This window comes from Alcaligenes ammonioxydans (assembly GCF_019343455.1).
In the GTDB taxonomy this organism is placed as follows: Bacteria; Pseudomonadota; Gammaproteobacteria; order Burkholderiales; family Burkholderiaceae_B; genus Alcaligenes; species Alcaligenes ammonioxydans.
Window position 1 is genome coordinate 2,554,837 of sequence record NZ_CP049362.1, and the last position, 20,572, is coordinate 2,575,408.

At 57.7% G+C, this 20,572-nt stretch carries 18 protein-coding genes; 13 read left to right on the forward strand and 5 right to left on the reverse strand.

Translation table 11 applies throughout. The features are described from left to right. The first annotated feature begins 6 nt into the window (after positions 1 to 6). Positions 7 to 1,428, forward strand: a complete 1,422-nt coding sequence (locus tag FE795_RS11765; RefSeq protein ID WP_003802793.1) for an MATE family efflux transporter — start codon at positions 7 to 9, stop codon at positions 1,426 to 1,428. 209 nt (positions 1,429 to 1,637) lie between these two features. On the opposite strand, the gene FE795_RS11770 is transcribed toward FE795_RS11765, so the two are convergent. From FE795_RS11770 to FE795_RS11785, 4 genes are all read right to left on the reverse strand, one after another. Beyond that, positions 1,638 to 2,900, reverse strand: a complete 1,263-nt coding sequence (locus FE795_RS11770) for a quaternary amine ABC transporter ATP-binding protein (protein WP_131070720.1) — start codon at positions 2,898 to 2,900, stop codon at positions 1,638 to 1,640. After that, on the reverse strand, positions 2,897 to 3,754 hold the full coding sequence (locus tag FE795_RS11775) for an ABC transporter permease (protein WP_003802789.1): 858 nt from the start codon (positions 3,752 to 3,754) through the stop codon (positions 2,897 to 2,899). Before FE795_RS11775 ends, FE795_RS11770 begins: the two co-directional genes overlap by 4 nt. Positions 3,755 to 3,918: 164 nt before the next feature. After that, positions 3,919 to 4,962, reverse strand: coding sequence for an ABC transporter substrate-binding protein (locus tag FE795_RS11780; protein WP_003802787.1), 1,044 nt, complete (start codon positions 4,960 to 4,962; stop codon positions 3,919 to 3,921). Positions 4,963 to 5,509: 547 nt separating this feature from the next. Continuing rightward, positions 5,510 to 6,748 (reverse strand): class I SAM-dependent methyltransferase, encoded by a 1,239-nt coding sequence (locus FE795_RS11785; RefSeq protein WP_003802786.1) that lies wholly within the window; start codon positions 6,746 to 6,748, stop codon positions 5,510 to 5,512. A 350-nt stretch (positions 6,749 to 7,098) separates the two neighbouring features. On the opposite strand from FE795_RS11785, the gene FE795_RS11790 reads away from it, so the two are divergent. From FE795_RS11790 to FE795_RS11845, 12 genes are all read left to right on the forward strand, one after another. Next, positions 7,099 to 8,247, forward strand: a complete 1,149-nt coding sequence (locus FE795_RS11790; RefSeq protein WP_059317981.1) for a Bcr/CflA family multidrug efflux MFS transporter — start codon at positions 7,099 to 7,101, stop codon at positions 8,245 to 8,247. Between the two features lie 140 nt (positions 8,248 to 8,387). Beyond that, a complete protein-coding gene (rpmB, locus tag FE795_RS11795; protein ID WP_003802782.1) occupies positions 8,388 to 8,624 on the forward strand; it encodes a 50S ribosomal protein L28 in 237 nt (78 codons plus the stop codon). A 35-nt stretch (positions 8,625 to 8,659) separates the two neighbouring features. Continuing rightward, positions 8,660 to 8,827, forward strand: a complete 168-nt coding sequence (rpmG, locus tag FE795_RS11800; protein WP_003802781.1) for a 50S ribosomal protein L33 — start codon at positions 8,660 to 8,662, stop codon at positions 8,825 to 8,827. A 210-nt stretch (positions 8,828 to 9,037) separates the two neighbouring features. Next, positions 9,038 to 11,695: a leucine--tRNA ligase gene (leuS, locus tag FE795_RS11805; RefSeq protein WP_059317982.1), complete on the forward strand. Its 2,658-nt coding sequence runs from the start codon at positions 9,038 to 9,040 to the stop codon at positions 11,693 to 11,695. Between the two features lie 2 nt (positions 11,696 to 11,697). After that, complete coding sequence (locus FE795_RS11810; RefSeq protein WP_003802779.1) at positions 11,698 to 12,330, forward strand: LPS-assembly lipoprotein LptE; 633 nt, start codon at positions 11,698 to 11,700, stop codon at positions 12,328 to 12,330. 2 nt (positions 12,331 to 12,332) lie between these two features. Next, complete coding sequence (holA, locus tag FE795_RS11815; RefSeq protein WP_003802778.1) at positions 12,333 to 13,394, forward strand: DNA polymerase III subunit delta; 1,062 nt, start codon at positions 12,333 to 12,335, stop codon at positions 13,392 to 13,394. 68 nt (positions 13,395 to 13,462) lie between these two features. Then, positions 13,463 to 14,758 (forward strand): glutamate-5-semialdehyde dehydrogenase, encoded by a 1,296-nt coding sequence (locus FE795_RS11820; RefSeq protein ID WP_131070721.1) that lies wholly within the window; start codon positions 13,463 to 13,465, stop codon positions 14,756 to 14,758. Positions 14,759 to 14,761: 3 nt separating this feature from the next. Continuing rightward, complete coding sequence (locus FE795_RS11825) at positions 14,762 to 15,178, forward strand: CopD family protein (protein ID WP_003802776.1); 417 nt, start codon at positions 14,762 to 14,764, stop codon at positions 15,176 to 15,178. 10 nt (positions 15,179 to 15,188) lie between these two features. After that, positions 15,189 to 17,483, forward strand: coding sequence for a THUMP domain-containing protein (locus FE795_RS17455; RefSeq protein WP_219234943.1), 2,295 nt, complete (start codon positions 15,189 to 15,191; stop codon positions 17,481 to 17,483). Positions 17,484 to 17,719: 236 nt separating this feature from the next. After that, complete coding sequence (locus FE795_RS11835; protein WP_131070722.1) at positions 17,720 to 18,238, forward strand: RDD family protein; 519 nt, start codon at positions 17,720 to 17,722, stop codon at positions 18,236 to 18,238. 43 nt (positions 18,239 to 18,281) lie between these two features. Further along, positions 18,282 to 19,193 carry an Hsp33 family molecular chaperone HslO gene (hslO, locus tag FE795_RS11840; protein WP_003800884.1) on the forward strand — a complete coding sequence of 304 codons (912 nt, stop codon included), beginning with the start codon at positions 18,282 to 18,284 and terminating at the stop codon, positions 19,191 to 19,193. 79 nt (positions 19,194 to 19,272) lie between these two features. Further along, positions 19,273 to 20,100 carry a hypothetical protein gene (locus FE795_RS11845; protein WP_131070723.1) on the forward strand — a complete coding sequence of 276 codons (828 nt, stop codon included), beginning with the start codon at positions 19,273 to 19,275 and terminating at the stop codon, positions 20,098 to 20,100. 132 nt (positions 20,101 to 20,232) lie between these two features. On the opposite strand, the gene ftsB is transcribed toward FE795_RS11845, so the two are convergent. After that, positions 20,233 to 20,538, reverse strand: coding sequence for a cell division protein FtsB (gene ftsB / locus FE795_RS11850; protein ID WP_003800886.1), 306 nt, complete (start codon positions 20,536 to 20,538; stop codon positions 20,233 to 20,235). Positions 20,539 to 20,572: the final 34 nt, after the last annotated feature.

A 20,572-nucleotide genomic window follows, 5' to 3' on the forward strand; every position in this document is an offset into this window, starting at 1 on the left:
TTCATCATGTCCTCCGTGTTTCATCACAACTGGAAGGGTCAGGCAGGCCAGATCCTGCGCCAGGCCTGGCCCGTGCTGGTCGGCTCCTGGGCAGGTATCGCTTTTGGCGTTCTGGATACGGTGATGGTTGGCCACAGCAGCGCCATAGACCTGCAGGCCATGGGCCTGGGCGTTTCCATTTACATCACCGTTTTTATCGGTTTAATGGGGGTCATCCACGCCCTGATCCCGATCATTGCCCAGCAATTTGGCGCACGCCGCCTTACAGAAGTGGGCCGCTGGTGGGGGCAAGGAGTATGGCTGGCCCTTTTGCTCACCCTGATCGGCACCTTGGGGCTGGCGTTTCCGGATATATGGCTGCGCTGGTCAGGTGACCTGAGCCCTGAGGTTCATGAGCGGGTCACCTGGTATCTGCGCAGCCTGATACTGGCCTTGCCTGCCGCTCTGGTATTCAGGACAATTTACTGCCTGGGGACGGCAACCTCGCATCCCAAGGCGGTCATGTTGATCAACCTGTTCAGCGTGGCCTTCAAGGCTCTATTCAACTGGGTGCTGATTTTTGGCAAACTGGGTTTGCCGGCAATGGGTGCCGTAGGCTCAGGTCTGGCGACCACGGTCGTGTCCTGGCTGATGCTGGCCGCCGGCCTATGGCTGCTACGTGCCGACCGCTATTACCAACCCTTTAGCCTCAAACTGGGCCTGCCCACCTGGGCAGCACAGAAAGAACTGCTGCGCCTGGGTCTGCCCATGGGCGGCTCTTACCTGATTGAAATCTGCGCCTTCAGCTTCATGGCCTTGCTCGTCGCGCGTGAAGGTGTATTTGCGTCTGGCGCTCACCAGATCATGGCCAATCTGGCCGCCGTCTGCTTTATGGTGCCTATGGCAGTGGGCGTAGCAGCCGCCTCAGTCAGCGCACAGGCGATTGGCGCGGGACAGTTTCATCGTGCCCGCCATGTGGGCATGTTAAGCCTGGCCATCGTACTGGCCGGGGTTGCCCTTACCATTACCTTGCTGGTGCTGCTGCGACCCAGCCTGGCCAATGCCTACACCGACGATCCCGATGTCGCCCTGCTGGCCCTGCTCTTGCTGCAGCTACTGCCTTTCTTCCACTTTTGCGATGCGTTCCAGTGCCTGATCTCCTATCTGCTGCGCGCTTACAAAGTGGCTTTTGTACCCATGCTGCTGCAGTTTTTCGCCTTGAGCGTGCTGGGGCTGGGTGGAGGCTGGTGGTTTGGTTTTGGCCCAGGCGCCGGAGCATTGGACAGTATCATTCAATGGCTGGCACCAGGCGCTCCCCTAGGCGCCGCAAGCCTGTGGACCATGGCCAGTCTGGGATTGGGAGCCTCCGCCTTGCTGCTGCTGTTCTGGTACAGCCACATATTGCGTCTCTACAATCCCGCGCGGCGCAAGACTTGCACCCATCAATAGGCAAGAGGCTGCCGCTTAGCGCCTTGAGCTCGCCGCACTTATAAAAGGGCGGGTAAAGGCGCTCCTGAGTTGGGAGGAACAGGCACCCCTACCAGTGGGGGCCGACAAACCCATCCGGTACTGCCTGCAGCACGAAGAACCCAGCAAGAAAAGGGCCTGTTAGGAAACAGGCCCTTTTCTTGTTTGCTGCGAGCACAACAACACGTTCGTCAACGCACTTGGCTGCCCTCAATGGCCTCCAGAACTGCCGCAGTATCGTCTTTGACGGTGTTGGGTGATGCCTCGACCGCATCAATGAGTGGGCTAACCAGATCCACTACCTTGCTGCGCGAGAGCAAACCCAGAAACTCGTCGTTCTCACCAGTAACCGCCAAGGGCTCGCTGCTACGCAGCAATTGACCGAGAATCTCATCCAGTCCCATGGTGGCGGGTACCGAACTCATCTCATCTACGAACGCGGAAATATCCCGCGCACCTTGCTGCACAGCTTCCTGCGCCCGCGAACGCATCAGCACGCCCGCCAAGCGTTTGCCATCGAGCACCGGTGCATAACGCACGCCGCGCTCGCTCAAACGCTCAAGCGCATGAACCGCCCGGGTACGCATGGTAAAGGTCAGGGTCTTGCTGGAATCGCGCACGGCATGGGCGGCATTGAGCACTTTGCTGCGGTTCACGTCCTGCAGGAACGCCTGAACATAATCGCTGGCCGGTGACAGAAGGATGTCCTCGGGAGACCCTTCCTGAATCAGCTCGCCATCTTTCAGAATGGCTATCCGGTTCCCCAATCGCAGGGCCTCGTCAAGATCATGCGTAATGAACACAATGGTCTTGTTCAAACGAGCCTGCAGCTCCAGCAACTGATCCTGCATTTCGCGCCGAATCAAGGGGTCCAAAGCCGAGAAGGCCTCATCCATCAAAAGGATGTCGGCATCGGTTGCCAGGGCACGAGCCAGACCCACACGCTGCTGCATACCGCCAGACAACTGGTGCGGATACTGCCTTTCAAAGCCCTGCAACCCAACCTGCTCAAGCCAATACGTGGCTTTTTCTTCGCGAGCCGCGCGCCCCATGCCTTGTACCTGCAGGCCATAGGCCGCATTTTCCAGCACGGTGCGATGCGGAAACAGGCCAAAGCGCTGAAAGACCATGCTGATCTTTTGCTGACGGAACTGCATCAGTGCCTTGCCGTCCAGACTCATCACATCCACATCGTCCACCAGAATTTGCCCGGCAGTTGGCTCAATCAACCGGTTGAAGTGGCGGATCAAGGTGGACTTACCCGAACCGGACAAGCCCATAATGACGTAAATGCTGCCGTGCTCAATAGACAGGCTGATGTCACGCAAGCCCAGGGTATGGCCGCTTTTTGCCAGCAGTTCGTCCTTGCGCACACCATTGCGAGCCTCATCGAGCCAGCGCTCGGGTTGAGAGCCGAAGATCTTGTAAATATTGCGCACTTCAATCTTGCTCATGAGGCCTCCCGAGTCTGAAAGCGACGGCCGAACTCTTGCGTAATCCGGTCAAACAGGATGGCCAGCAGCACAATACCCAGGCCAGCCATCAGGCCACGGCCCACTTGCAGGCGGTTAATGCCTTGCAGCACTTCGTAGCCCAGCCCCCGCACACCAATCATGGAGGCGATCACCACCATGGCCAGGGCCATCATGGTTGTCTGGTTGATGCCGGCCATGATGTTGGGCATGGCTAGAGGCAATTGCACGCCATAAAGCTGCTGCCAACGATTGGAGCCGAAAGAGCGAGAGGCTTCCAGCACTTCGCTGTCGACCAGGCGTATACCCAGATCGGTTAGGCGAATGACGGGAGCAATGGCATAAATAATCGTGGCAATCAGTGCGGCGATCTTGCCCAGATTGAACAACATCACCACGGGGATCAAATACACAAAGCTGGGCATGGTTTGCATCACATCCAGCACCGGCATCATGATACGACGCAGCCAATTGAAGCTGGCCATCAGCAAACCCAGCGGTATGCCTATCAGCACAGACAGAAAAACGGCCACAATCATGAGCGCCAGGGTCTGCATGGCCGCATCCCACAGGCCAATCAGGCCGATCACAAACAACATGGCCCCCATGGCCACGGAGAACAGCACACGGCGGCTGGCCAGCCAACCGAGCAGAACCACCACCAGCACCACGGCCCACCAAGGGCTGCTGCGCAGGACCGACTCCATGAAAACCAGCATATCCAGCAGGGGCTGGGTCATGGCCCGCAGGGTACTGGAATAATTGGCCACCAGATCGCCAACGAACTGATCGATGGGCAAACGTAAGGCGCGCGGATCAATCAACTCAGGAAACATAAAAAACACTCCGTAAAACTCGTGCTTGCAGCGCGGGCTTGTGGCCCGGCCATAATCCTGCCGACCCAGGACGGGCCAGGCAGAAAAGCGAGGTACGGCTCGGTTCCTGCACCCAGACAGGATGCAGCCACCAAGGCCGGCCTCGCCCTACACCATCACGAATACTAAAGAGCGGCTTTTACGCGCTGAGCCACTTCCATAGGCACCCACTTGGACCAGGTGTCCTCGTGTTCTTTCAAGAACCAGTGCGCCACATCTTCGGGTTCACCTTCGGTTTTTTCCATGTGCGCCATGGTTTCGTTCATCAGCTCCAGGGGCATGCTGACATTGGCCAGGAAAGCCGTCAGTTCGGGAGCCTGCTTGGAGAATTCCGTATTCACGGCCGTGAATACCGGGTTTTCGGGGTAGTCACTAGGCTCTGGATTGGCACAATTGGGGTCGGTCAGACACCCATGCTTTTTCTCGTCGTAAGCCGGCAGTTCCAGCTTGACCAGATCCATGGAGCCCACCAGTGGCGTGGGGTACCAGTAGTAGAACACCACGTTTTCCTTGCGCTGATACGCAGAAGTCAGCGCAGCCTTCTGGGTGGCACCGGTACCGGGCGAGAACAAGGTGTAGGTATCCCCCAACTTCAGGGCATTGAACAAATTGCCACTGACCACTTCACATCCCCAGCCTGCCGGGCAGCCATAAAAACGGCCTTTACCAGGCTCTTCCGGGTCCTTGAACTCATCCTTGAATTTGGGCAGGTCGGCTGCCGACTTCAGTTCGGGCAGGCGCTCAGCGGTATAGCGTGGGATGAACCAGGCTTCGCCGCCCATATAGATGTCGCCAATACGTTTTACATTTCCCTTGGCCTCGGCCTGTTTCCAGGGGTCAGCCACACTGTTGAGCCAGATTTCCGAGTTGACATCCAGGTCGCCTCGCTCCAGTGCAGCCAAGGCCGGGAGCGTCTCGACCGAGACGACCTCGGTCTTGCAGCCATAACCTTTGTCAGCGATAAAACGCTCAACTTCAGTCAGGACCAGATTCGATTCCCAATTCATGCCACCAAAGCGGACTGCGCGGTCCAGCTCGCAGGCTGCCGGACTTGCCGCCTGCGCGGCAGAGGACAGCCCCAGCAGAAGGCTGGTCAGCACAGAGGCTTGAATCAGGGGAAAACGGTGCAAGCGCGACTTGGCACCGGCGTGAGGGAAGTATGAAGACATGATGCTCCTCCTTGAGTTACTGTGGACGCGTCCTGCATGATCAGTCGGCGCCAAGGCTAAAGGGGTGTGCGGAAGACGATGCTCTTATCGCCAATACATACCTACGTAAAGAGCGAGTGCCAGGCACTCACGAAAAACCCGGAACGGTCAGGGGGTCAAGCCCCTTTTTCCTACCGCTCCCTGCCTTGACCGAAACAACACGGCTGGGCCAGGGTTACACCGCGCGGGGCGATGATTGCTGCGAACAAAACACGCTGTTCGGGCGGTTCTGAATCGAATTGATGAATCTGATAAGGAGGCCATTCTACGGCCCTTTGCAATCAAAAACAAATTCTTACCGTATAAAAACCGAAAAAACAGCGAATATGTCAATGGTAAAAACACAACAAAACCCTTGTTTGACGTGGTTTTAGCCATTTTATGAATTTTTTTTTGTTACTTATTAATTCAAAATCTCAGGAACGAAGCGCTGCCAGGGTCGTTACGTGCACGAGAAAAACAAATGACAAGGCATCAAACCTTGTCATTTGCCATTTAAAACAAGAAGTTAGCGCTGGTACATATAATCCCGGCGCCAGGGGTACATCAAGTTCGGCGCGTAATCCAGCTCCTGCGCCCTGACAGCGCTTTGTGCCTGAGCCAAAACCTGATGAAGCGCAATCCAGCCGTGCTCAAACCCCATCGCGCAGCCGGCCAAGTACACCCGGTAGGCACGCAGGGACTTTTCCCCCTGCTCGGAATTAAGGGTTGCCCTGGCTTTATCCAACTGTTTCTCCAAGGCGTCGCTCCAGGCCCATAAGGTACGGGCATAGTGAGGGCGCAAATTCTCAATATCCAGCCCCTCCAAGCCTCCCTCGGCCAAGTGACGCAAGACGTGACTGATATGGGTCAGCTCTCCACCAGGGAAAATATATTTCTCGATGAAGTCGCCCATTCCCGCTCCCAGCTGGCTATTGTCAACCCCACCGGCGGTAATGCCATGATTGAGAATCAGCCCCCCTGGCTTTACCAAACGCCGCAGCTTGTCAAAATAGGCGCTGAGCTGAGCGCGGCCCACATGCTCGAACATCCCCACCGACGCCAGTTTGTCATACGGTTTGAGTTCATCCAGCTCGCGATAATCGAGCAACATCATGCGGGCCCGGCCCGACAGGCCTTTTTGCTCGATCAGCCCGTTCACATAGGCATGCTGGTTACGAGACAGGGTGATGCCTGTTACATCCACATCGTAGTTTTCGGCGGCCCACATCAACAATCCACCCCATCCGGCCCCTACATCCAGAAAGCGCTCGCCGGGCTGCAAACGCAGCTTGCGGCAAATGAGATCCAGCTTTGCTTCCTGAGCCTGCGCCAGTGTCATGTCCGGTTCACGATAATAGGCGCAGGAATAGACCCGGCGAGGGTCCAGCCACAAGGCATAGAAGTCGTCCGACAAATCATAATGAAACTGAATCTGCCTGGCGTCCTTTTCCTGAGTGTGACGCCACACGGAGGTCAAGTGCTTGATGATCGAAGTCAGCCAGCCTGCTTGGGCTGCATCAACAGGCGAACCGGGCAAAATATCGGCGGCCAGTTGCATCAGATCCCGCATGGAGCCTTCAAAATCCATGCGCCCTTCCACATAGGCCTCGCCCAACTGACCCGATTGTCCGGCAGCCAACTGCGCCAGCGTCGCATTGTCCTTGATGCTCAGATGCACTGACGCATTGGCATCGCCCACCTGCTCCCCGCTAGGCAGGGTCAGCCGAACCGGAATGCTGAGCTGATCGAGTTTGGCCTGGACCATTGATGAAATTGAACTCAACTTCGCCTCCTTGTATGTAAACAAACAAAGATGACGATGTGCCATCTGTGTCGACACACCGCCCGTAAGCCGTCAATCCTGTAGCCTAATACATCTTGACCCTAAATCCGTTGCACCAAAGTCACGGACCGTGTACTTCAAACCTAAAGCACTTACGCCGAAATTGATCGTCCCCCATGCTAAACTGCCTGCCTTTGGCCCTTTGCATCGGCTTGTATTGATGCGCGGCAGACGGTAGTGGGTTCAGGCTCTCGGCCAGGATCTGCCTCACCTTAATACTTGGCCCGATGACACGCAACCACTCTCCTGCATTTCCTCCCTGGCTCGTTTTGATGGGGCTGCTCACTGCCCTGGGCCCCCTGGCCATTGATATGTACCTGCCCGCCTTCCCGGCGATGGCCCAGGGCCTGAATACCTCGGCGGGCATGGTAGAGCGCACGCTGGCCGGTTTTCTGCTGGGCGTGGGCCTGGCGCAACTGGTCTATGGCCCCATGGCAGACCGCTTCGGGCGCAAGCGGCCGCTGCTGTTTGGCGTCCTGCTCTTTACATTGGCCTCTTTTTTCTGTGCTCGCGCCAGCACGATTGATGAGCTTACTGTCTGGCGCATTATCCAGGCCTTTGGGGGCGCGGCCGGTATGGCGATCCCACGCGCGGTCATCCGCGATCGCTTTGAAACCCGGGAAGCCGCCCGCGCCTTGTCCATGCTAATGCTTATCATGGGAGTGATGCCTATTCTGGCGCCTCTGATCGGCGGCCAGATCCTGCTGTTCAGTGACTGGCGAGGCATTTTCTTCTTCATGACCGGCAGTGGCATCTTGCTCTGGCTGCTGACTTTTTTCACCATGAAAGAGTCGCTCGCTCCCGAGCGTGTGCTGCCATTGCAACCTAAATTGATCGCTCATAATTACAGCGCCTTGCTGCGCGACCGGCCCTTCATGTTTTATTCCCTGGCCGCCGGTTTCAGTTCTGCGGGCATGTTTGCCTATATCGCCGGATCGCCCCGCGTCTTTATTGATTTATTTTCTGTCGAGCCGCGTCATTTCGGTTTTTATTTTGGCGCCAATGCCGCCTGTCTGATTGTTTTCTCTCAAGTCAGCGCCCGTTTGCTCAATACGTATAGCCCACCCACTTTGTTGCGCGTGGCACAGGGACTGCAGGTGATCGTTACCCTGCTGGGTGCCATTTTGACCCTGCTAGGCATGCTGGACCTGACCTGGTTGATGGTGACCTTAATGGGCTTTATGGCTTGTCAGGGTTTTGTAAACCCCAACTCCGCCGCCCTGGCCCTGTCCGAACAGGGCCATCGCCTGGGAACCGCCTCCGCCCTGATGGGAGCCTTGCAAATGCTGTGTGGCGCCCTGGCCGGTTTTGCAGTCAGCAGTTGGGCATCTTCCGATGCCTTGCCCCTGACCGCGGTCCTGGCCGGCTGTGGTGTCTTATCGTGGCTGTTTGGCCGCAATGCAGCAAGGAAAGCACGGTAAAACTTGATCTAAGTGATTTTTCCATATTAGAATAATCTTCTTTGTACCCCAGCACTGGGGTTAACACGATCCTAATTTTACAATCGCCCGCGGCTTTTTTCGTTTAGCGGAGGCTGATTTAGATCTCAAGGGGTATGACCATGGCACGCGTATGCCAAGTGACCGGAAAAGGCCCAATGTCGGGCAACAATGTTTCGCACGCCAACAATAAGACCAAGCGTCGCTTCCTGCCAAACCTGCAGTCCCGTCGTTTCTGGGTTGAAAGTGAAAACCGCTGGGTTCGCCTGCGCGTTTCCGCTAACGCTATCCGCACGATCGACAAGAACGGTATCGACTCCGTTCTGGCCGAAATGCGCTCCCGCGGCGAAAAGTACTAAGCTGCGCTTCTTAAACATTTAACCAGGAGCTCATCATGGCAAAAGGTATACGCGAAAAAATCAAACTCGAATCGTCCGCCGGTACGGGTCACTTCTACACCACCACCAAAAACAAGCGCAACATGCCTGAAAAGATGGTGATCAAGAAATTTGACCCCGTCGTTCGCAAGCACGTCGAGTACAAAGAAACCAAGCTGCGTTAATTCGCGCCCGCTCCTGCAGCGGATTGGTTTTCAAAAAAGCCCCTGCCCTGCAGGGGTTTTTTTTGCCCTTCACGGGCTGCTGTGGCAGGCCCACCTCCTGTCTGCCATTACGTTCATGCACACTGCCCGCCTTGCAGCCGTCCACAGCGAGATTTGCCCCGTATAATGGCGGATACTCCTTTACTTCTGTCTAAAACGGTATTGCCACTCATGCAGGAACGTTACAACCCCAGCGAGGTCGAACAACTCGCTCAGCAAAACTGGACCGATCGGGACGCCTATCGTGCCGTCGAGAACGCCACCGCTCCGGATGGCTCGCTCAAACCCAAGTTTTACGCATGCTCCATGCTGCCCTACCCCAGTGGCAAGCTACACATGGGCCACGTGCGCAACTACACCATCAACGACATGATGGCGCGCCAGCTACGCATGCGCGGTTTTAACGTTCTCATGCCCATGGGCTGGGATGCTTTTGGCATGCCCGCCGAAAACGCCGCCATCAAGTCACAAGTGCCGCCTGCCAAGTGGACTTACGACAATATCGCCTACATGAAAAAGCAGATGCAGGCGATGGGGCTGGCAATCGACTGGTCGCGCGAAATGTGCGCCTGCGATCCTGAATACTACAAATGGAACCAGTGGCTGTTCCTGAAGATGCTGGAAAAAGGCATTGCCTACCGCAAGACCCAGACGGTGAACTGGGACCCAGTGGACCAAACCGTTCTGGCCAACGAACAGGTTATTGAAGGCCGTGGCTGGCGCTCCGGTGCGCTGGTTGAAAAGCGTGAAATCCCCGGCTACTACCTGCGCATTACCGATTACGCCGAAGAGCTGCTGGATACCGTGAAAACCGGCCTGCCCGGATGGCCCGAGCGTGTACGCCTGATGCAGGAGAACTGGATCGGCAAGAGCCAGGGCGTACGCTTTGCGTTCCCTCACGACATTCGTGACGAGCAAGGCCAACTGATTCAGGACGGTCGTCTGTACGTGTTCACCACCCGCGTGGACACCATCATGGGCGTTACCTTCTGTGCGGTTGCTCCTGAGCACCCGCTGGCTGCCCTGGCTGCCCGCAACAATCCCGAGCTGACGGCCTTTATTGAAGAATGCAAGAAAGGCGGCACCACGGAAGCCGACATGGCTACCCGCGAAAAAGAAGGTCTGCCGACCGGCCTGAGCGTCAAGCACCCCTTGACGGGCGCGGACGTTCCTGTCTGGGTCGGTAACTATGTCTTGATGAGCTACGGTGACGGTGCCGTGATGGGCGTGCCTGCTCACGACGAGCGCGACTTCGCCTTCGCCCTGAAATACCAATTGCCTATCAATCAGGTCATTGGGGTAGAAGGCAAGGAATACGACGCCACCCAATGGCAAGACTGGTACGGCGACAAGCAGCAAGGTCAAACCATCAATTCCGGCAAGTACGACGGCCTGACGCACGTCGCGGCCGTGGATGCCATTGCCGCAGACCTGAACGCCAAGGAACTGGGCGAAAAACAAACCACCTATCGTCTGCGCGACTGGGGCATTTCCCGTCAGCGTTACTGGGGCACCCCGATCCCGATCATCCACTGCGACGATTGCGGACCGGTTCCTGTTCCAGAAAAAGATCTGCCCGTGGTCTTGCCCGAAGAGCTGATTCCCGATGGCAGCGGCAACCCGCTGAACAAGCATGACGCCTTCCTGAAGTGCGCTTGCCCTTCTTGTGGCAAACCCGCACGCCGTGAAACAGATACCATGGACACCTTTGTGGACTCGTCCTGGTACTTCCTGCGCTACACCACACCCAATCTGAACGATTCCATGACCGATCCACGCACCGATTACTGGATGCCCATGGATCAGTACATCGGTGGTATCGAACACGCTGTGCTGCACTTGCTGTACGCCCGCTTCTGGACCAAAGTCATGCGCGACATGGGCCTGGTCAAGATTGACGAGCCCTTCACCCGCCTGCTGTGCCAGGGCATGGTGCTGAACCACAGCTACACCCGCCGCACCCCACAAGGGGGTATCGAATACTTCTGGCCTGAAACTGTCGAAAACGTTTACGACGAAAAAGGCGCGATTATCGGTGCCCGCTTAAAGAGCGATGGTCAGCCCGTGCAGTACAACGGCATTGGCACCATGTCCAAGTCCAAGAACAACGGCGTGGACCCTCAATCCCTGATCGACACGCTGGGTGCGGACACCGCCCGCCTGTTCATCATGTTCGCCAGCCCGCCAGAACAGACGCTGGAGTGGTCTGATTCGGGTGTGGATGGCGCCAACCGCTTCCTGCGTCGCCTGTGGGCCTTCTGCTACAACCACGCCGATGCGCTGCGCGCCGGCAACGCCCAAGCTACCGATTGGAGTGATCTGGACGCCGCTGCCAAGCGCGCACGCCTGGAAATTCACTCGCTGCTCAAGCAAGCCAATTACGATTACGAGCGCATTCAATACAACACGGTTGTTTCGGCGTGCATGAAAATGCTCAACACGCTGGAACAGACGCAGTGGGAAGACACACCGGCAGCACAACGTGCGCTGGCCGAGACCACCTCCATCCTGTTGCGTGTTCTGTACCCGGTTGTCCCCCACATCACCTGGCAGTTGTGGCGTGAGCTGGGTTGGGCTGATACGCTGGGTGATCTGCTCGATGCAGCCTGGCCCGACGTTGATGAACAGGCCTTGATTGCCGACGAAATTGAACTGATGCTGCAAGTCAACGGCAAGCTGCGCGGCTCACTGGTCGTGCCTCAGGGAGCAGAAAAAGCCGCCATTGAACAAGCCGCTGCCCAACACGCCGCCGTGCTCAAGTATTTGGAAGGCCGCCCTGCCAAACGCATTATCGTCGTGCCCGGCAAACTCGTTAACGTCGTAGGTTAATCATGCACTCAGCCCGCCTATTTTCTTCCAGCTCCATGTCTGCTCCTGCACCCAGGTTCTGGGGACTGGCGGGCCTGATCGTCCTGCTCAGCCTGGTGTTGACCGCCTGCGGTTTCCATCTGAAAGGCGTGTCTCCGCTGCCGTTTGACACGCTATACACGAACATTACGGACAACAGCGCTTTTGGCGCGAACCTGCGCCGCACTTTATCGGCCAGCTCGCCGCAGACCCGCTTTGTTGAGCGCCCGCAAGAGGCAGAGGCCCTCTTGCAACAGCTCTCGCTCAACCGTAATCAACGTGAGATCTCCATCAACGCCAAAGGTCAGGTGGAAGAGTACGAACTGCAGCTGACCTTCGTGTTTGAACTGCTGGACGCCAAGGGCCGCCCCATCCTGCCTCCCACCACCTTGAACGTGATTCGAGAGGTGCCTTATGACGCTGAAGCGGTTCAGGCCAAAGACAGCGAGATCGAGATGATTTTCCGTGACATGGAACAGTCACTGATCAACCGAATCGTGCGCCGCCTGAGCTCTCCCGATGTCGCCAGCGCCTACCACTTCCTGCGCAGTCAGCCCGAGGCCAGCTCGATGGAAGAGATGGAACTGCTGCCCGCGCGAGAACAGGCGCCGTTGTAAGTATGGGACGCAGGGCCGACCACGACACCTTGCTGCGCGAACTGGCTACGCCATCCGCCGCTTTCCAACCACTTTATGTGGTGTCTGGCGACGAGCCCCTCTTGCTGGTTGAAGCAGCCGACGCGGTACGCGCCCGTGCCCGTCAGGATGGTTTTACAGAACGCAGCAGCTTTACGCTGGATGCACGCGCAGACTGGTCCCAGCTATTTGCGGTGGCCCAGAACATCTCCTTGTTTGGCGATCAAAAGCTGGTGGATATCAACATCCCCAGTGGCAAACCCGGCAAACCGGGGGGCGACGCCCTGCAAAAACTGTGCGAACTGATTAGCGGTGGCCAGATGGACGGCACCAGCTTTCTGATCCAACTGCCCAGATTGGACAAGGCCACGCGCAACAGCAAATGGTGTCAAGCTCTGGAACAAGCGGCCTACTGGGTTGAAATTCAGCCCATCAGTCGCCACTCCCTGGCGGGCTGGATTGCCCAGCGCCTCCAGGCTCAGGACCAAAGCCTGGAGCGCAACAGCCTGGAATGGATGGCTGACAAGGTTGAGGGCAATCTGTTGGCTGCGCATCAGGAAATCCAGAAACTGGCCCTGATTTACCCACCTGGACAGCTCACCCAGCAAGAACTGGAGAGCGCGGTACTGAATGTGGCACGATACAGCGTGTTTGATCTGCGCGACGCCATGCTGGCGGGCCATAGCCAACGGGCGCTCACCATACTGGATGGCTTGCAGGCAGAAGGCGAGGCCTTGCCTCTGGTCTTGTGGGCCGTGGGTGAAGAGGTCCGCACCCTGGCGCGCCTGTCGCAAGCGCGTCAGCAAGGGATGGATTTATCCAACCTGTTTCGTCAATACCGCATTTTCGGTCCGCGTGAAAAACTGGTACGCCAGGCGCTGGATCGCATCCCGCCCCACAGCTGGCCCGCCTCGGTTCTGCACGCCCACGATATAGACCGTTTGATTAAAGGCCTGCACCCCAACGGACGTCAGCAAGACCCGTGGGAAGAAATGCGCCGCCTGACCATGCGTATCGCGGTCGCGACACAAGCGCCCCGTCGCTAAGCGTCCAATACCCCTTAATGTCTTAATTGTTGCGATAATGCTCTCTTGAACCGGAGAGTTACACGGCTATGAACGATATCACCCAGTCCTCTGCCGCCACCCAGGTCGGCGATCTGTCCTCCATGATGCAAGATTTGGGCAAGCGTGCCCAGCTTGCTGCACGCCGCATGCGCGCCGCCACCGGCAAAGCCAAGGCTGACGCCCTGCGCTACATGGCTGACGCCCTGATTGAACAAAAAGCCCAGTTGCAGGCGGCCAACGAGCTGGACCTGCAAGCGGCACGTGAACGTCAGATTGCCCCGGCCATGATCGAGCGTCTGGCCCTGTCCGACCGTGCCCTGGAGATCATGACCACAGGCCTGCGTCAGATTGCCGACATGGACGATCCGGTCGGACAGATCAGCGCCTCGCGTACTCGCCCCAACGGCATGCGCGTCGCCCAGATGCGCGTGCCATTGGGCGTGATCGGCATCATTTACGAATCGCGCCCCAACGTGACCATTGACGCCGCCGCCCTGTGCCTGAAATCGGGCAATGCCACGATTTTGCGCGGTGGCAGCGAAGCATTCCACTCCAACCAGGCTTTGGCGCAGATTATTTCCAACAGTCTGGAGCGCGCCGGATTGCCCAAAGACGCCGTGCAAGTAGTGCCCACGACCGACCGCGATGCCGTCGGCCTGCTGGTGACCATGAATGACTACGTGGACGTCATCGTGCCGCGTGGTGGCAAAAGCCTGATCCAACGCCTGAGCGCCGAAGCAACCGTGCCGCTGATCAAGCATCTGGATGGCAACTGCCACGTCTATGTGGACGAGTTCGCCGATCTGGAAAAAGCCAATCGTATTGTCTTTAATGCCAAAACCTACCGCTATGGTATTTGCGGCACGATGGAGACCTTGTTGGTTCACCGCAGCATTGCGCCGGCTTTCCTGCCGGAAATGGCCCGCCAACTACAGGAAAAAGGCGTGGAACTACGAGGCTGTGAGCAGACCCGTGCGCTGGTCGCCAATGTCGCTCCCGCTACCGAAGAGGATTGGGAGACCGAGTTTGCCGCGGCCATACTGGCCGTACGCATTGTGGACTCCATGGATCAAGCCATGGACCATATCGCTCAGTACAGCTCCGAACACACCGAATCCATTGTGACGGAAAACCTGAGCCAGGCCGAACGTTTCCAACGTGAAGTCGATTCCAGCTCTGTCATGGTAAACCTGCCCACCTGTTTTGCCGACGGCTTCGAGTATGGCCTGGGAGCCGAAATCGGCATTTCCACCAACCGTCTTCATGCCCGTGGTCCAGTCGGCCTGGAAGGGCTGACGACTTATAAATGGGTGTTGCACGGCAACGGCCAGATGCGTGGTTAAATGATGCTTTGGCTAAAGACCTTTCACATCCTGTTTGTGACCTCCTGGTTTGCCGGGCTCTTCTACCTGCCCCGCATTTATGTCAACCTGGCCCAGGAGCACGACCCCAAAACCCATGAAACGCTGCTGGGCATGGCTCGACGCCTGTATCGCTTCATGGCGCCCCTAGCCGTCCTGACCTTGCTGACGGGCCTGGGGCTGTTTTTGTATTACGGCATAGGCAAAGGACAGGGATGGATGCACGCCAAGCTGACCCTGGTTCTGGTTCTGTTTGCCTTTCACGGTGTGTGCGGACGCTATCTGCGGCAGTTCCAGCAAGGACAGCAAAACCGCTCACACGTATTCTTCCGCTGGTTCAATGAAATTCCGGTCATCGTTCTGCTGCTGGTCCTCATCCTGGTGGTTATAAAACCCTTCTAATACCTTATTCATGTCAGACCAATCTGAACGCAAGACACTAAGCCTGAACCCAGGCGCCAAAAAGAAAGCCAGCAACGCGGAACCCCGCGTGCGTTCGGGTGCACGCGCCCGAGCAGCCAGCCTGCAGCAGGACCGCCAGGGCGGTGCCCAACGAGAGGCCCGTCCCTACGTAGAAAAGCGCGATCAGGAGCGCCGTGAACGCCCCGCATTTAACCGTGACCGCGACAGCCGCCCACAATCGGGTGAACGTCGTGAGTTCTCCGGCGAGCGCCGTGAACGCCCCGCATTTAACCGCGACCGCGACAGCCGCCCACAATCGGGTGAGCGTCGCGAGTTCTCCGGTGAGCGCCGTGAACGCCCCGCATTTAACCGCGACCGCGACAGCCGCCCACAATCGGGTGAACGTCGCGAGTTCTCCGGTGAGCGCCGTGAACGCCCCGCATTCAACCGTGACCGCGACAGCCGCCCACAATCGGGTGAACGTCGTGAGTTCTCCGGCGAGCGCCGTGAACGCCCCGCATTTAACCGCGACCGCGACAGCCGCCCACAATCGGGTGAGCGTCGCGAGTTCTCCGGTGAGCGTCGCGAACGCCCCGCATTTAACCGCGACCGCGACAGCCGCCCACAATCGGGTGAACGTCGTGAGTTCTCCGGCGAGCGCCGTGAACGCCCCGCATTCAACCGCGACCGCGACAGCCGCCCACAATCCGGTGAACGTCGTGAGTTCTCCGGTGAGCGCCGTGAACGCCCCGCATTCAACCGCGACCGCGACAGCCGCCCACAATCCGGTGAGCGTCGCGAGTTCTCCGGTGAGCGTCGCGAACGCCCCGCATTCAACCGTGACCGCGACAGCCGTCCACAATCCGGTGAGCGTCGCGAGTTCTCCGGTGAACGGCGTGAACGGCCTACCTTCAAAGACAACTCCGAATCCTCAGAGCGCCCTGCGGCTGGCAATATGCCTAGCGGGCTGTTTAGTCCGGCCAGTGATTCTGACGCTTTCCCCCAGTATGTCTCCCCTATTCAGCGTGTAGACAGCCCCCAGGCCCCTAAACCCGGCCAACGCCTGCCCGATAGCAATATCGAACAAAACGAGCGTGTCCAGGTCAAGGCCCTGCAAGGCGAGCGCTACCGGTTGTTTGCACCCTGCCCTCAAGGACTGGAAGAAGCACTGGCTTTGGAGCTGCAGGCTCTGGGCTATGAAAACGTTCTGGCCGGTCGTGCCGGCTGTCATTTTGATGCAGACTGGATTGGCGTCATGCGCGCTAACCTGTCCTCACGACTGGCGACGCGCATTTTGCTGGAAGTCTCGCATGCTCCTGTCACCAACGAGGAAGACATTCTGGCCTTGGCCCGTGTGACGCCGTGGGAGCGCTGGTTTGGCCCCGAGCACACACTGCGTGTCGATACCTCGGCCGTACGCAGTCCAATGCAAAGCCTGCAATACTGCAATCTTCGCGCCAAAGACGGAATTTGCGACCGACTCAGGGACCTGGAAGGTGCCCGTCCCTCGATCGACACGGTGCGCCCCGACGCCAAGGTACATTTGTTCCTGGACGAGACCACGGCCACTTTCTATCTGGACACCAGCGGCGAGTCCTTGTTCAAACGCGGCTGGCGTCATGACAAGGGCGACGCCCCCTTGCGTGAAAACCTGGCAGCCGGTCTGCTGGTCCTGTCAGGATGGGACCCAAGCAAACCCTTGATCGACCCCTTCTGCGGTAGCGGCACCATTCTTATCGAAGCCGCCTGGATGGCTCTGGGGGCTCCTCCCGGCATCTGGCGTCCATTCCACTTCGAACGCCTGCGCTGCCATGATCAGCGTCTGTGGCGTGACATCAAGGACGAAGCGCGTTCCATGATCGCCCCTCGTCTGGACACCCCGCTGATTGGCTACGACATCAACCCCACCGTTCTGGATGCCGCCCGTTCCAACCTGGAGCGCTCGCACCTGACCTTGGAGACGATTCGCTTCGAACAGGGCGATGCCCTGAAGATTCGCCCCGAAACAGAAGCTGGCTGGATTGTGACCAATCCTCCTTACGGAGAGCGTCTGGACCATCAGGACGAGGACTTCTGGCCCAGCTGGGCCAGTAACCTCAAGCAGAACTTTGCCAACTGGAGCGTAAACATGATCAGCAGCGACCTGGAGCTGCCACGTCATATGCGCCTCAAACCCAAGCGCCGTTACCCCTTGTATAACGGTGCGCTGGATTGCCGCCTGTTCTGTTTTGACATGGTTCCGGCCAGTTATCGCAATAACGATGCAGCCTCGGACGCCAGCGAAGACTCGGCCAGCGCTGAATAAGCGTCAAGCAGTCTTGTAAAAGGCGACAAGGGCCAGGACCATGCAAATGGCTTGGCCCTTGTTTATGGGGACAAGCCCCCCATATCATGGTTACCGCTCACATTTTTAACGCTTCTCTCGACACCAGGCCGTGTTCCAGACCCCAGCACACCTTGCTGGTCAGCCCTGAACGGGCAGCATTCCGTTAGCAGGCGATATACGCGATAATGGAAGTCTTCCCTGCATCAAGACGCACCATGACACCCTCCTTTACTACCCCAGGCCGCTGGCGACGCTTTGCCTGCATGATGTATGAATCCATTCTGCTGTTTGGCGTCATTTTTACCACTGGCTATCTGTTCGATACCTTGACCCAAAGCCGTAGCGGCCTGGATCTGCGGCATGTGCGTCAGGTCGTTCTGTTCATTGCTCTGGGGGTGTACTTTGTGCTGTGCTGGCGCAAAGTGGGTCAAACCTTGCCCATGAAGACCTGGCATATACGCCTGGTTGACGAGCACGGCCAGATTCCTGCCCTGCGCACCCTGGTGCTGCGTTATATTCTGCTATGGCCCCTGCCCTTGCTCGGGGCATTGCTGGTTCAGCTCCTGTCTGGCTACACAGGTTTTGCCTCCACAGACCTGCTTATCGTCTTTACGCCGTTTCTGAACTTTATCTGGACCTGGTTCGACAAAGACCAGCAGTTCCTGCACGACCGTCTTAGCAAGACTCGTCTGATCAATGCGCGCCCAAGCCGGGTTAGCTCGGCTGCTGCCTGATCGGGCAAGCTGCCTCTTCATTTTTTAGTAGTACAGCAAAGTCATGACTGACATTTTAAAAAAATACCTGTTCGCCGACCAAAGCACACGCGCCCAGATTGTTCATCTTGAGCAAGCCTGGCAAATGGGTCTGGAGCATCAGCACTATCCTGCCTGCATCCGCGACCTGCTGGGTGAACTGGTTGCGGCCTCGGTGCTGCTGGCCGGCAATCTCAAGTTCGATGGCTCCTTGATTCTACAGATTCAAGGCGATGGCCCAATTGCCCTGCTGGTCGTCGAATGCACCTCGGACATGGACATCCGCGCTACCGTGTCCCTGCGCGAAAATCATCCTGTCCCCCAAACGGGCACCTTGCAAACCCTGCTGAATCCACAGGGCCAGGGCCGCTTTACCGTCGTGCTGGCGCCACGCCAAAGCAGCAAGGACTTCCGCCCTTATCAGGGCGTCGTCCCTCTGGAAGGCGAGACTGTTGCCGAGGTATTGCAAACCTATATGCGTACCTCCGAGCAATTGGATACTCACCTGTGGCTGGCTGCAGATGAAAACCGATGCGCGGGCCTTTTGTTGCAACGCATCCCGCCACAAGGTGGCCACAGCCTGGCTCAGAACCTGGACACCTGGGAGCGTGCGCTGGCGCTGGGCTCAACCGTCCAGACGCAGGAACTGCTGCAGCTGGACAGCGATACCCTTATTCACCGTCTGTTCTGGGAAGAAGACCTGCAGGTCTTTGAACCCCAATCCGTGCGTTGGCACTGCCCCTGTTCCCGTCAACGGGTCAGCAATATGCTGCGCATGCTGGGACAGGCAGAAATCGAACAGATGCTGGCAGAGCAAGACACGATCAATGTGTCCTGCAATTTTTGCGGCAAGCCCTATCAATACGACGCAATTGATTGCGCCTCTCTGTTTGTCGATAAAGGGGATACGCAGCCCGGTGATGACACCCTGCACTAAGCCCTGATCCCTACGAAGCACTACGCCGGTACAAGTGCTTCTATCAGGCTCAAGGACAATCAGCCATGATGGCAACATCATGGCTGATTTCTTTCTCTCATCACATCGCCAATCGGGCCTGGCGGGCTCTCACATTCTGGGAGCCCTTCTAGCCATGATTCTGCTCAGCTGGCTGGTGCTGGACGTCTTGACGCTGTACTCCTTACGCGTGCGTCTGCAGCACGGCCTGCTACAAGCAGCCCGCCAAGCCAGCGTGCATCATGCCCGGCCTGAAACCATTGCCGTGGCATTCAGCCAAACACTGGCCGCTGCCAAAGTGCCACTGCACGATCAGTGGCAAATCCAGATTCTGTCTCCCTCAGCACAGGCTTTTATATTGCATGGCAGACCTTCCAGGCTGCATGGGGGGCGAACCAGCATTACCCAGGGCTGGCAGGCGCAACAAGCGGAACAAAGCAGCCATAGCGGCCCCAGCATTTACCAGGCCAACACACTACATTTGTATCTACTCTACGCCCATAAGCCCGGGCCCCTTTCCTTGCTTCGTCTGCTACCCAAGCTTGCCCTGAGTATGCCTAACCCCGTGGGGTCGACAGCAGTGTGGCTACGCCTGGAAATCAAACACCCCATGCAATCTGATGCCGTACAGTGGAATGATCTGGCTGACGGTCGAGTCATCTATGCCCAGCAGCTTGAGAACACGCGTGTCTTGCCCGTTTCCCAAACAAGCGGGTTAGCAGAACGGGAGCCCGCGAAAACGCCCTCACCGGACGTGAATGCCCGTCTACCGTCATGGGATGGTGCTGCCCCTGGGTCAGACACGGGTTCGCTTTCTCCACAGCCTGCCGCCCCCACTCCAGACTCAGGAGGAGCTCCAGCCCCGCCCCCAAACCCCGCCTGCTACTAATCGACGCATCAGCCAGTCTCAACAACGAAGGGCGCCACAAAGCCCGGATCACCGATCCAAACACACAACAGAAGAATCATCAGAAATGAACTGGCTGATCAGCCGTTCTAGCCGCACATTGCGCGCTGCTTGTTATCGCGGATTGGCATTCGTGGCCGACGAACCACCGGGAGGCACAATCTGCACAAAAATCTCGCCTTCCCGCATCATGCCAAACTCGCTGCGGGCACGCTCTTCGACAGCGTGGGTTCCCGAACGTAAATCCTGAACCTCGGCCAGCAAAGCGTTGTTGCGCGCCGTCAGGGCTTCATTGGTTTCTTTTTGCGCGACCAGCCTGGTCTGCATTTGCCGTACATCCAGCCAGCCGCCCTTGCCCCACCATAATGCGTAATGGGTGATCAGGGTCAGACATAGCAGCAGCAGAACAATAAGGCGCATGGTGATATAAGAACCGGGTCTTGCGACCCGGTTC

What these genes read in the sequence shown, in the direction of transcription:
- rpmB (WP_003802782.1), top strand. Translation starts at nt 8,388, where the DNA reads ATGGCACGCGTATGCCAAGTGACCGGAAAAGGCCCAATGTCGGGCAAC.
- FE795_RS11835 (WP_131070722.1), top strand. Translation starts at nt 17,720, where the DNA reads ATGACACCCTCCTTTACTACCCCAGGCCGCTGGCGACGCTTTGCCTGC.
- FE795_RS11820 (WP_131070721.1), top strand. Translation starts at nt 13,463, where the DNA reads ATGAACGATATCACCCAGTCCTCTGCCGCCACCCAGGTCGGCGATCTG.
- FE795_RS11790 (WP_059317981.1), top strand. Translation starts at nt 7,099, where the DNA reads ATGGGGCTGCTCACTGCCCTGGGCCCCCTGGCCATTGATATGTACCTG.
- FE795_RS11785 (WP_003802786.1), bottom strand. Translation starts at nt 6,748, where the DNA reads ATGGTCCAGGCCAAACTCGATCAGCTCAGCATTCCGGTTCGGCTGACC.
- FE795_RS11780 (WP_003802787.1), bottom strand. Translation starts at nt 4,962, where the DNA reads ATGTCTTCATACTTCCCTCACGCCGGTGCCAAGTCGCGCTTGCACCGT.
- FE795_RS11810 (WP_003802779.1), top strand. Translation starts at nt 11,698, where the DNA reads ATGCACTCAGCCCGCCTATTTTCTTCCAGCTCCATGTCTGCTCCTGCA.
- FE795_RS17455 (WP_219234943.1), top strand. Translation starts at nt 15,189, where the DNA reads ATGTCAGACCAATCTGAACGCAAGACACTAAGCCTGAACCCAGGCGCC.
- FE795_RS11845 (WP_131070723.1), top strand. Translation starts at nt 19,273, where the DNA reads ATGGCTGATTTCTTTCTCTCATCACATCGCCAATCGGGCCTGGCGGGC.
- FE795_RS11765 (WP_003802793.1), top strand. Translation starts at nt 7, where the DNA reads ATGTCCTCCGTGTTTCATCACAACTGGAAGGGTCAGGCAGGCCAGATC.
- FE795_RS11775 (WP_003802789.1), bottom strand. Translation starts at nt 3,754, where the DNA reads ATGTTTCCTGAGTTGATTGATCCGCGCGCCTTACGTTTGCCCATCGAT.
- leuS (WP_059317982.1), top strand. Translation starts at nt 9,038, where the DNA reads ATGCAGGAACGTTACAACCCCAGCGAGGTCGAACAACTCGCTCAGCAA.
- FE795_RS11825 (WP_003802776.1), top strand. Translation starts at nt 14,762, where the DNA reads ATGCTTTGGCTAAAGACCTTTCACATCCTGTTTGTGACCTCCTGGTTT.
- FE795_RS11770 (WP_131070720.1), bottom strand. Translation starts at nt 2,900, where the DNA reads ATGAGCAAGATTGAAGTGCGCAATATTTACAAGATCTTCGGCTCTCAA.
- rpmG (WP_003802781.1), top strand. Translation starts at nt 8,660, where the DNA reads ATGGCAAAAGGTATACGCGAAAAAATCAAACTCGAATCGTCCGCCGGT.
- holA (WP_003802778.1), top strand. Translation starts at nt 12,333, where the DNA reads ATGGGACGCAGGGCCGACCACGACACCTTGCTGCGCGAACTGGCTACG.
- ftsB (WP_003800886.1), bottom strand. Translation starts at nt 20,538, where the DNA reads ATGCGCCTTATTGTTCTGCTGCTGCTATGTCTGACCCTGATCACCCAT.
- hslO (WP_003800884.1), top strand. Translation starts at nt 18,282, where the DNA reads ATGACTGACATTTTAAAAAAATACCTGTTCGCCGACCAAAGCACACGC.